The sequence below is a fragment of the Streptomyces griseosporeus genome, assembly GCF_014656055.1.
Taxonomy (GTDB): Bacteria; Actinomycetota; Actinomycetes; order Streptomycetales; family Streptomycetaceae; genus Streptomyces; species Streptomyces griseosporeus.
This window is the reverse complement of record NZ_BNBR01000004.1, coordinates 877,571-888,469: the sequence shown is the minus strand read 5'-3', so window position 1 is coordinate 888,469 and position 10,899 is coordinate 877,571. Positions and strand designations below refer to the sequence as shown.

Here is a 10,899-nt window from a genome sequence, read left to right as displayed (position 1 = left end):
TGATCACCTTGCCGTCGGGGAAGGTCCAGGTGTGGACCTGCGGCTTGACCTCGTCCTTGACGATGCCCGGGATCTTCGCCAGGCCGGCCATGTCGATCTCGTTGTCGAAGTGACCGATGTTCCCGACGATGGCCTGGTGCTTCATCTTGGCCATGTCCGAGGCCATGATGATGTCCTTGTTGCCGGTCGTGGTGATGAAGATGTCGGCCTTGTCGATGACCTCGTCCAGCGTGGTGACCTGGTAGCCGTCCATCGCCGCCTGCAGCGCGCAGATCGGGTCGATCTCCGTGACGATGACGCGGGCGCCCTGGCCCCGCAGCGACTCCGCGCAGCCCTTGCCGACGTCGCCGTAGCCGCAGACGACCGCGGTCTTGCCACCGATCAGGACGTCGGTGGCCCGGTTGATGCCGTCGATCAGCGAGTGACGGCAGCCGTACTTGTTGTCGAACTTCGACTTCGTCACGGCGTCGTTCACGTTGATCGCCGGGAACAGCAGGACACCGTCACGCTGCATCTCGTACAGGCGGTGCACACCCGTCGTGGTCTCCTCGGTCACACCGCGGATCTCGGACGCGAGCTGCGTCCAGTCCAGGGTGCCGGCCTCCAGCAGCGCGCGGACGACGGCGAGTTCCTCGTTGTCGGCAGGGGGGAGCTCTCCGGTCTTCTGGTACTCGACGCCCTTGTGGACCAGGAGGGTGGCGTCACCGCCGTCGTCCAGGATCATGTTCGGGCCGCCGGTGGGGGTGTTCGGCCAGGTCAGCGCCTGCTCCGTGCACCACCAGTACTCCTCCAGCGTCTCGCCCTTCCAGGCGAACACCGGAATGCCGGCGGCGGCGATCGCGGCGGCGGCGTGGTCCTGGGTGGAGAAGATGTTGCAGGACGCCCAGCGGACCTGAGCGCCCAGCGCGACCAGGGTCTCGATCAGGACGGCCGTCTGCACCGTCATGTGCAGCGAACCGGTGATGCGTGCGCCCTTGAGGGGCTGTGCCTCGGCGTACTCCTTGCGGATCGCCATCAGGCCCGGCATCTCGTGCTCGGCGAGGGTGATCTCCTTGCGGCCGAACTCGGCCAGGGAGAGGTCGGCGACCTTGAAGTCCGTGAAGTCAGCGGACACTGACGCTCCTTGGGATCTGGAGGGTGCGGTGGATGTCCAGGGCGGCGGTGGACTTGTTGAGGGTGATGTAGTGCAGTCCGGGGGCGCCCTCGGCGAGCAGGCGCTCGGCCATGGCGGTGGCGTACTCCACGCCGATGCGGTGACCGGCCGCCGGGTTGCCGCGCGCGGCGTGCAGCCGCCGGGCCAGGTCCTCGGGGAAGGCCGCGTCGGAGAGTTCGGCGAAGCGGCGGATCTGCCGGTAGTCGGTGGCCGGCATGATCTCCGGGATGATCGGGATGTCGCAGCCCGCGGCCGCGACCCGGTCGCGCAGCCGCAGGTAGTCCTCGACGTGGAAGAACATCTGCGTGATGGCGTAGTCGGCACCCGCCCGGCACTTGGCGACGAAGTGCCGGATGTCGGACTCCCAGTCGGGCGAGCGCGGGTGCATCTCCGGGAACGCCGCCACGCCGATGGTGAAGTCCCCGAGGGACCGCACGAGTTCGACGAGCTGCCAGGCGTGCGTGAACCCGTCCGGGTGCGGGGTCCAGGGACCCTTGGGGTCCCCGGGCGGATCCCCGCGCAGGGCGAGGACGTCCCGCACGCCGGCGTCGGCGTACTGGCCGATGATGTGGCGCAGTTCGGCCACCGAGTGCCCGACCGCCGTGAGGTGCGCGACCGGGCGCAGGGTGGTCTCGGCGGCGATGCGGCGGGTCACGGCCACCGTCCGGTCACGCGACGACCCGCCCGCGCCGTAGGTGACGGAGACGAAGTCGGGGTGCAGCGTCTCCACCCGGCGGATCGCCTCCCAGAGGACGCGTTCGCCCTGCTCGCTCTTCGGCGGGAAGAACTCGAAGGAGAAGGTGGTCATGCCCGTCCGCCTCCCGCGTTGAAGTAGCCGGCCTCGGGGTGATGGACGACGATGGCGTCGGTGGACTGCTCGGGGTGGAGCTGGAACTCCTCCGACAGGTGGACGCCGATCCGCTCGGGCTGGAGCAGCTCGGCGATCTTCGCGCGGTCCTCCAGGTCGGGGCAGGCCGGGTAGCCGAGCGAGTAGCGGCAGCCCTGGTACTCCGTGCGGAACATGCCGTCGAGCGCGTCCGGGTCGGCGCCCGCGATGCCGAGTTCCTGCCGCACGCGGGCGTGCCAGTACTCGGCGAGGGCCTCGGCGAGCTGGACGGACAGGCCGTGCAGTTCGAGGTACTCGCGGTAGGCGTCGGCCTCGAACAGCCGCGCGGTCTCCTCGCCGATCCGGGAGCCCACGGTGACCACCTGCAGGCCGACGACGTCGGTCTCGCCGGACTCCTCCGGGCGGAAGAAGTCGGCCAGGCAGAGCCGGCGGCCGCGGCGCTGACGCGGGAAGGTGAAGCGGGTGCGCTCGTTGCCCGCCTCGTCCAGGATGATCAGGTCGTCGTTCTTCGACACGCAGCGGAAGTAGCCGTAGACGACGGCCGCCTCCAGCAGGTTCTCCGTCTGCAGCCGGTCCAGCAGGCCGCGCAGCCTGGGCCGGCCCTCCGTCTCCACCAGGTCCTTCGTCAGGCCCCACTGACCACGGAACAGTGCCGTCTCGTCGAGCCAGGAGGCGTACTCCTTGAGCTGGATGCCCTTGATCACGCGGGTGCCGAAGAACGGCGGGGCGGGCACCGGGTTGTCCGTGGCCACGTCCGAGCGGACATGCCCCTCCTCCGGCCGCTCCTCCACCACCGCCTGCGCGGTCGGCCGCACCCGGCGCTGCTTCAGCTCCGGCAGGACCGCACCCGGGACGCCGCGCTTGACGCCGATCAGGGCGTCCATCAGCCGCAGCCCCTCGAAGGCGTCCCGGGCGTAGCGGACCTCGCCCTGGTAGATCTCGTGCAGGTCCTGCTCCACATACGCGCGGGTCAGCGCGGCGCCGCCGAGGATGACCGGGTAGTCGGCGGCCAGGCCGCGGGCGTTGAGCTCCTCCAGGTTCTCCTTCATGATCACGGTGGACTTCACCAGCAGCCCGGACATGCCGATCACGTCGGCGTTGTGCTCCTGGGCGGCCTCCAGGATCGCCGAGACCGGCTGCTTGATGCCGAGGTTGACCACGTTGTAGCCGTTGTTGGACAGGATGATGTCGACCAGGTTCTTGCCGATGTCGTGGACGTCGCCGCGCACGGTGGCGAGCACGATGGTGCCCTTGCCGGCCTCGTCGGTCTTCTCCATGTGGGGTTCGAGATAGGCGACCGCGGTCTTCATCACCTCGGCGGACTGCAGGACGAACGGCAGCTGCATCTGGCCGGAGCCGAACAGCTCACCGACCACCTTCATGCCGTCCAGCAGCACCTCGTTGACGATCTCCAGCGCCGGACGCGCGGCGAGGGCCTCGTCCAGGTCGGCCTCCAGGCCGTTCTTCTCACCGTCGATGATGCGCCGCTTCAGGCGCTCCTCCAGCGGCAGCGCCGCCAGCTCCTGCGCCTTCGAGGCCTTCAGCGACTTGGCGGTGGCACCCTCGAACAACTGCATCAGCTTCTGCAGCGGGTCATAGCCCTCACGGCGACGGTCGTAGATCAGATCGAGGGCGGTCTGCACCTGCTCCTCGTCGAACCGGGCGATCGGCAGGATCTTCGAGGCGTGCACGATCGCCGAATCCAGCCCCGCCTTCACACACTCGTCCAAGAAAACCGAGTTCAGCAGGATGCGGGCGGCCGGGTTCAGGCCGAAGGAGATGTTCGACAGACCCAGGGTGGTCTGCACGTTCGGATGCCGGCGCTTCAGCTCGCGGATGCCCTCGATCGTGGCGATGCCGTCCTTGCGGGACTCCTCCTGACCCGTGCAGATCGTGAAGGTCAGGCAGTCGACGAGGATGTCCTCCTCCCGGATCCCCCAGTTCCCGGTCAGGTCCGCGATCAACCGCTCCGCGATCTCGACCTTCTTCTCCGCCGTGCGGGCCTGGCCCTCCTCGTCGATGGTCAGCGCGATCAACGCCGCCCCGTGCTCCCGGGCCAGCGCCGTCACCCGGGCGAAACGGGACTCCGGGCCGTCGCCGTCCTCGTAGTTCACCGAGTTGATCACCGCCCGGCCGCCCAGCTTCTCCAGCCCGGCCCGGATCACCTCCACCTCGGTGGAGTCCAGCACGACCGGCAGCGTCGAGGCGGTCGCGAACCGGCCGGCCAGCTCCTCCATGTCCGCCACGCCGTCACGGCCGACGTAGTCCACGCACAGATCGAGCATGTGCGCGCCCTCACGGATCTGCTCCCGGGCCATCTCCACACAGTCGTCCCAGCGGCCCTCCAGCATCGCCTCACGGAACTTCTTCGACCCGTTCGCGTTGGTGCGCTCACCGATCGCCAGGTAGGAGGTGTCCTGACGGAACGGGACACTCTGGTAGAGGGAAGCCGCACCCGGCTCCGGTCGCGGATCGCGCTCGGCCGGGGACAGCCCCCGCACCCGCTCCACCACCTGGCGCAGATGCTCAGGAGTCGTGCCGCAGCAACCGCCCACCAGGGACACCCCGTACTCGCGGACGAACCCTTCCTGGGCATCGGCGAGTTCGGCCGGGGTCAGGGGGTACCGGGCGCCTTCCTTGGTGAGGGCGGGCAGGCCGGCGTTCGGCATGCACGACAACAAGATGCCCGCATGGTGGGAGAGATGACGCAGGTGCTCGCTCATCTCGGCGGGGCCGGTGGCGCAGTTCAGGCCGATCATGTCGATGCCGAGCGGCTCCAGCGCCGTCAGCGCCGCACCGATCTCCGAGCCGAGCAGCATCGTGCCCGTGGTCTCCACCGTCACGGAGCAGATCAGCGGCAGGTCCGCGCCGAGGGCGTCCAGGGCCCGGCGGGCGCCGAGGAGCGCCGCCTTGGCCTGCAGCAGGTCCTGGGCCGTCTCCACGAGCAGGGCGTCCGCGCCGCCCGTGACGAGACCCTCGGCGTTGCGCTGATAGGCGTCGCGGATCGCGGCGAAGGTGGTGTGGCCGAGGGTGGGCAGCTTTGTGCCGGGGCCCATCGAGCCCAGGACCCACCGCTGCCGGCCGGTCCGCCGGGTGAAGTCGTCGGCCGTCTCGCGGGCGATACGGGCGCCCGCCTCGGACAGTTCGAAGATGCGCTCGGTGATGCCGTACTCCCCCAGCGCGGCATGGTTGGCGCCGAAGGTGTTGGTCTCCACGCAGTCCACACCGGCGTCGAAGTACGCCGCGTGGACCGAGCGGACGATGTCCGGGCGGGTGACGTTGAGGACCTCGTTGCAGCCCTCCAGCTGCTGGAAGTCCTCCATGCTGGGCTCCTGCGCCTGGAGCATGGTGCCCATGGCACCGTCGGCTACCACCACACGGGTGGCGAGCGCCTCGCGGAGGTCTGCGCTGCGGGATGGTGTCATGGCGTGCCGTCCAGGGCCGGGGCGAGTTCTCGGGCCGCGTCGGCGCCGTAGGCGCGTGCGGCGGTGGTCAGGAGGTGCTCAGGGTCGATGCGGTAGGCCTGCGAGCCGACCGTGGCGAGGGCCGCCGACGCCACCACGCAGCCCAGCCGGGCGGCGGCGGGCAGCGGGAGCCGGCGGCTGAGGGCGGCGAGGAAGCCGGCCCGGAAGGCGTCACCGACGCCGGTCGGATCCGTGACCGGCGTGTCGGGGACGGCCGGGACGGTGAGCGGGGGTTCGCCGGCGCTCTCGACGCGCACGCCGTCGCCGCCCAGGGTCGTGATCCAGGCGCCGACGCGGGTGAGGACGTCGTCGTGGTCCCAGCCGGTGCGTTCGAGGAGCAGGGCGGCCTCGTACTCGTTCGTGAAGAGCCAGCGGGCGCCGGTCACCAGGTCGCGCGCCTGCGCGCCGGTGAGGCGGGCGAGCTGCTGGGAGGGGTCGGCGGCGAAGGACAGGCCGAGGGCCCGGCACTCGCGGGTGTGCCGGAGCATCGCCTCCGGGTCGTTGGGGCCGACGAGGACCAGGTCGGGCAGCGGGCGGCCGGCGAGCACCCGCCCCAGGTCGATGTCGCGGGCCTCCTGCATGGCGCCCGCGTAGAACGAGGCGATCTGGTTGGCGTCCTCGTCGGTGATGCACATGAACCGCGCGGTCGCCCGCTCGGCGGAGATCTGTACGGCGCCGGTGTCGACGCCGTGGTCCTTGAGCCAGACCGCGTACTCCGCGAAGTCGCTGCCCACGGCCCCGACCAGCAGGGGGTCGAGACCGAGGCTGCCGAGGCCGTAGGCGATGTTGGCCGCGACTCCGCCCCGGCGCACCTCCAGGGCGTCGACCAGGAAGGACAGGGAGACGCGGGCGAGCCGGTCCGGGAGGAGCTGGTCGGCGAACCGGCCGGGGAAGACCATGAGATGGTCGGTGGCGATGGATCCTGTCACCGCGATACGCACTTGAACTCCTGCACTCCTGGCGGGTGGCCGGCGTCGGCCGGCCACCCGGCCGGCTGGGGAGGGGGCTGTGTGTTTCCTGCGTGGGGAGGCGTCAGACGCCCGCGGCGGCCTTGAGTGCCTCGGCCCGGTCGGTGCGCTCCCAGGTGAAGTCGGGCAGCTCGCGGCCGAAGTGGCCGTAGGCGGCCGTCTGCGCGTAGATCGGGCGCAGCAGGTCCAGGTCGCGGATGATCGCGGCCGGCCGCAGGTCGAAGACCTCGGCGATGGCCCGCTCGATCCGCTCCTGCGCGACGGTGCCGGTGCCGAAGGTCTCCACGAACAGGCCGACGGGCTCGGCCTTGCCGATGGCGTACGCGACCTGCACCTCGCAGCGCGAGGCGAGGCCCGCGGCGACGACGTTCTTGGCGACCCAGCGCATCGCGTACGCCGCCGAGCGGTCCACCTTGGACGGGTCCTTGCCGGAGAAGGCGCCGCCGCCGTGCCGGGCGTACCCGCCGTACGTGTCGATGATGATCTTGCGGCCGGTCAGGCCCGCGTCGCCCATCGGACCGCCGATCTCGAAGCGGCCGGTCGGGTTGACCAGCAGGCGGTGGTCCTCGGTCTCCAGTTTGATGTCGTCCTCGGCCAGCGCGTTCAGCACGGGTTCCACCACGTGCGTGCGGATGTCGGGGACGAGCAGCCCGTCCAGGTCGATGCCGGGGGCGTGCTGGGAGGAGACGACGACGGTGTCCAGGCGGACCGGGCGGTTGCCCAGGTACTCGATGGTGACCTGGGTCTTGCCGTCGGGGCGCAGGTAGGGGAGCGTGCCGTCCTTGCGGACCTCGGCGAGACGGCGGGACAGGCGGTGCGCCAGCTCGATCGGCAGCGGCATCAGCGTGGGCGTCTCGTCGGTGGCGTAACCGAACATCAGGCCCTGGTCGCCGGCGCCCTGCTTGTCCAGCTCGTCGTCGTCGCCCTCGACCCGGGCCTCGTACGCGGCGTCCACGCCCTGTGCGATGTCCGGGGACTGGGCGCCGAGGGAGACGGAGACGCCGCAGGAGGCGCCGTCGAAGCCCTTGGCGGAGGAGTCGTAGCCGATCCTCAGGATCGTCTCGCGGACGAGCGCGGCGATGTCGGCGTACCCGGCCGTCGTCACCTCGCCGGCGATGTGCACCTGGCCGGTGGTGATCAGGGTTTCCACGGCTACGCGCGAGGTGGGGTCCTGGCGCAGGAGTTCGTCGAGGATCGCGTCGCTGATCTGGTCCGCGATCTTGTCGGGATGGCCCTCGGTCACGGACTCCGAGGTGAACAGGCGGCGGGACATGTCTCTCCTGGGTGGTGGGTGGCGAAGGGGTGGTGATGACGGCGGTGGGTACGCCCGTGGCCGGTTCAGTCGGTGCCGCGGAAGATCCACGGGTCCGGCGCTTCGTGCTCCTCCCCCGCGAGGAGCGCGGGGCGCACGACGACGGGCTGTGCGGCCACGGGCTGGGGCTCGTCCGGGGTCTGGCGGTGGGACACCAGCTCCGGTTCAAGGGTGTCGATGGTCATCTGCTGTGCCTGTCTTCCGGTGGTGTGGTGTTCGGTGTGGTGTTCTCCGATCGGGTGGGCGCGGCGGCTGGAGGGGGGCGGACGGGTGGTCTGTGGGCCGGGTCAGGGCGGGCTCAGGGCCGGCTCAGGATGCGGCGATCGGCTCGCGCTGCCGCAGGCGTGGATGGGCCGGTGCCGCGTCCCTGGCGAGCAGGCAGTCCTCGAGGAAGCCGAGCGCCTTGAGGTGGTAGGTGCGGGCCGCCCAGCCGAGGCTGAGGTTGTGTCCGGCGTCCGGCTGGTGGTCGACGAGCACCTTCGGCGCGACCAGCGGTTCCCTGAGCGCGGCCACGGCCTCGTCGTCGAACCGCCACCATTGCTCCTGCTCGGCGAAGGTGAAACGGACGGGCGTCCGCACCCTGCGGGCGATGTCCGGATACATCCGGGGCCACGACGGGCCCTCCTGCGCCTCCAGTTCGGGCACCGGGGAGATCAGGTGACGGCCCTGCCGGAAGGCGTCCGGCGGGTACAGGCGCAGCGAGCCCCAGTGGCGCCGCCAGTCGCCGTGCCCGTTCAGTCCCGGGAGTTGGTCCCTGCGCACGGCGAGCCGGCAGCCGAGGCCGGAGATGTCCAGGCCGAGCAGGGTGCCGCCGCGCTCCTCGGCGGCTGCGGCGAGGGCGAGCTTGCCACCGTTGGAGTGCGCTACGACGAAGAGGCCGGCGCCGGTGTCGTGCGTGGCCGCGAAGGATTCGAGGGCGTCGTGGAAGGTCGCCGCCTGGTCGGCGAGGGTCTGGCCGCGGGGCAGCCAGGCGGCCGAACTGCCGTAGCCGGGGCGGTCGATGGCGAGGACCGTGTAGCCGAGGTCGGCGCCGAGGGTGAGCAGGGAGAGGCCGGGGCGGACCTGGCTGTGGAAGTAGCCCGCGGACATGCCGCCGCCGTGCACCGCGACCACGACGGCCCTGGGCGGGCCGTGCCGCGCTTCGGCGAGGAGACCGGAGAGGGGGATGCCGTCGGCGTCGAGGGTGATGTCACGGACCGGGGAGGCGTCGGCGGGCGACGGCTGGGACATGGATCAACACCTCCGAGGGCTGCGGGGTTTCCGGGCGGGGAGACGGACGCGGGCCCGGCCTGGCGCGTGCCCCATCAGCGGCGCGTGTCGTCGCGCCAGCTGCGGGGCGTGCCGGCGCGCGAGCGCCGTTCGAGGCGGCGCCAGCCCGCGGTGCGGCGGGGTGTCTGCTCCGTCTCCTCGTCCGCGTTCGCCAGGACGGCCGCACGGGCGAGCAGCACCGAGGTGAGCGCGGCGAGTTCCGTGGCGTCGGGGCTGCCCTTCTCGATACGCAGGAACGTCTCTGCGGAAGCCGGTACGGCTGTGTGGTCCGCGGATGCGGAAGGTGACATGGGTGTCTCCGGGAAGGTGAGGACGCGGCGTGGGACGCCGATGAGTGGGGGGAGGGAAGCTGCCGGACGGCAACGATGCGCGCGGCGGGGCCGGGGCAAAGGGGGCCGGGAGCCGGAGGAGCCGGGCCGGGGGGCCGGAAGGGCCGGAGGAGCCGCCGGAAGGGCCGGACAGCTGCGGCAGACACCACGGCGGAAGGCCGCGGGCCACGGCTGCGGCGATGGCGACGGCTGCGGCGATGGCCACGGCTGCGGCGATGGCGACGGCTGTGCCCGCGGCTACGGCTGGAAGGCGCGGCGCGGAGGTGCCTGAGTCAGGTGCCGGCTACGGCAACGGGCCGGGCCGCGCACACCACGGCCGCCGGCGTGGATGCCGGCGGCCGGGATCACGGGAAACACGAACGCCGCGCGAACGCCGGGTCCACTGGCCGGGGGAAGTTCCAGTGGGACCCGAGGCGTTCGCGCGGCGGGCCGGGAGGCCGCGTCGGATCAGGAGGCGGCGGTGGGGCCGAACTGGCCGACGAAGCGGCCGGTGAACAGGTCGCTGCCCTTGAACTCGGAGACCATGGAGGCCGGGGCGACGAACGGGCCGTCCGGCGAGGGCAGCTGGCCCACGCCACCCTTGGTGCCGAGCGGGAGCAGGATCATCGGGAAGCCCAGCGGCTGGTAGGTGGCCGTCGGCTCCTCGCCCTTGATCTGGGCGATGATGTTCTTGGCGACGACCTCGGCGTGCTGCATCGCGAAGCCGGCCATCTTGTTCTCCGCGACGTCGGTCAGGTCGCCGATGGCGTAGACGTGGTCGTAGCCCTTGACGTTGAGCTTCTCCGTCACCTCGACCTGGCCGGCCGGGGTGAGGGTGGTGAGCTTGCCGTCGGAGAGGTAGCCGCTGTTGACGGTGGTGCCGTAGGCGCGGTACCAGACGTCGGCGGTGATCTCGTCGCCGTCGGTGGTGGTGACGGTGAAGGAGCCGGCGACGCCCGCCTCCGTGCCCGGCTGGGCCGTCAGGCTGTTGCCGAGCCGCACCTCGACGCCGAGCGCGTCGAGCTGGCCGCGCAGGTCCTCGACCACCTCGGGCTTGAAGCCGGGCAGCAGCTCGGTGGCCGGGTCGACGATGGTGACCTTCTTGTCCGGCCAGATCTCCTTGATCTCACCGGCGAGTTCGAGGCCGACGGGGCCGGCGCCGAGGATCAGGATCCTGTCGGCCTGGCGCAGCTCCTTGTGCGAGCGGCGGAAGTCCTCCAGCGCCTCCGTGACCGTGTCGGCCGTGGGGTTGGCCGGGTAGGGGTAGTTGGAGCCGGTGGCCAGGACGACGTAGTCCGCGGCGACGCGCTCGCCCGAGGACAGCGTGACGCCGGCGGGGTCGACGGAGACGGCCCGGTCGCGGACCAGCTTGCCCTTCGTGAGCAGGGTGCTGAACGGGTAGAACATGTTGGCCGCCCAGTCGGGCTGGGTCACCGCGCGCAGCGAACCCGCGACGTTCACGAACGCGTCCCGGGGGTCGATGAGGACGACGTCGGCCTCGGACTCCAGCGCCTTGGCCACCGCGGCGCCCCCGTAGCCACCGCCGACGACAGCGACTGTACGACTCATGATTCACAC

At 71.2% G+C, this 10,899-nt stretch carries 9 protein-coding genes; all 9 read right to left on the bottom strand.

The window, feature by feature from the left end; all coding sequences use genetic code 11:
- Positions 1 to 1,114: adenosylhomocysteinase (gene ahcY, locus IE308_RS23020; RefSeq protein ID WP_190219362.1), on the bottom strand; the 1,114-nt coding region annotated here is incomplete at its 3' end.
- A complete protein-coding gene (gene metF, locus IE308_RS23015) occupies positions 1,104 to 1,961 on the bottom strand; it encodes a methylenetetrahydrofolate reductase [NAD(P)H] (protein WP_110627844.1) in 858 nt (285 codons plus the stop codon). The genes metF and ahcY, both read right to left, overlap by 11 nt.
- Complete coding sequence (gene metH / locus IE308_RS23010; protein ID WP_190219361.1) at positions 1,958 to 5,425, bottom strand: methionine synthase; 3,468 nt, start codon at positions 5,423 to 5,425, stop codon at positions 1,958 to 1,960. The genes metF and metH overlap by 4 nt, the downstream gene beginning before the upstream one ends.
- The gene (locus IE308_RS23005) at positions 5,422 to 6,405 is read right to left on the bottom strand and encodes a carbohydrate kinase family protein (RefSeq protein WP_190219360.1); all 984 of its coding nucleotides are present in this window, start codon (positions 6,403 to 6,405) and stop codon (positions 5,422 to 5,424) included. Before IE308_RS23005 ends, metH begins: the two co-directional genes overlap by 4 nt.
- Before the next feature lie 91 nt (positions 6,406 to 6,496).
- The gene (metK, locus tag IE308_RS23000; protein WP_190219359.1) at positions 6,497 to 7,705 is read right to left on the bottom strand and encodes a methionine adenosyltransferase; all 1,209 of its coding nucleotides are present in this window, start codon (positions 7,703 to 7,705) and stop codon (positions 6,497 to 6,499) included.
- Positions 7,706 to 7,770: 65 nt separating this feature from the next.
- Entirely contained in the window at positions 7,771 to 7,929 is a 159-nt protein-coding gene (locus tag IE308_RS22995; RefSeq protein WP_162655497.1) for a hypothetical protein, read from the bottom strand.
- Positions 7,930 to 8,053: 124 nt separating this feature from the next.
- Positions 8,054 to 8,974 carry an alpha/beta hydrolase gene (locus IE308_RS22990; protein ID WP_190219358.1) on the bottom strand — a complete coding sequence of 307 codons (921 nt, stop codon included), beginning with the start codon at positions 8,972 to 8,974 and terminating at the stop codon, positions 8,054 to 8,056.
- 74 nt (positions 8,975 to 9,048) lie between these two features.
- Positions 9,049 to 9,303, bottom strand: a complete 255-nt coding sequence (locus tag IE308_RS22985) for an acyl-CoA carboxylase subunit epsilon (RefSeq protein WP_190219357.1) — start codon at positions 9,301 to 9,303, stop codon at positions 9,049 to 9,051.
- Between the two features lie 486 nt (positions 9,304 to 9,789).
- Complete coding sequence (locus IE308_RS22980; protein WP_190219356.1) at positions 9,790 to 10,890, bottom strand: NAD(P)/FAD-dependent oxidoreductase; 1,101 nt, start codon at positions 10,888 to 10,890, stop codon at positions 9,790 to 9,792.
- Between the last annotated feature and the right edge of the window lie 9 nt (positions 10,891 to 10,899).

Excerpts from the sequence above, each read along its gene's own strand:
- metF (WP_110627844.1), bottom strand. The coding sequence starts at position 1,961 with ATGACCACCTTCTCCTTCGAGTTCTTCCCGCCGAAGAGCGAGCAGGGC.
- metH (WP_190219361.1), bottom strand. The coding sequence starts at position 5,425 with ATGACACCATCCCGCAGCGCAGACCTCCGCGAGGCGCTCGCCACCCGT.
- metK (WP_190219359.1), bottom strand. The coding sequence starts at position 7,705 with ATGTCCCGCCGCCTGTTCACCTCGGAGTCCGTGACCGAGGGCCATCCC.
- IE308_RS22995 (WP_162655497.1), bottom strand. The coding sequence starts at position 7,929 with ATGACCATCGACACCCTTGAACCGGAGCTGGTGTCCCACCGCCAGACC.
- IE308_RS22990 (WP_190219358.1), bottom strand. The coding sequence starts at position 8,974 with ATGTCCCAGCCGTCGCCCGCCGACGCCTCCCCGGTCCGTGACATCACC.
- IE308_RS22985 (WP_190219357.1), bottom strand. The coding sequence starts at position 9,303 with ATGTCACCTTCCGCATCCGCGGACCACACAGCCGTACCGGCTTCCGCA.
- IE308_RS22980 (WP_190219356.1), bottom strand. The coding sequence starts at position 10,890 with ATGAGTCGTACAGTCGCTGTCGTCGGCGGTGGCTACGGGGGCGCCGCG.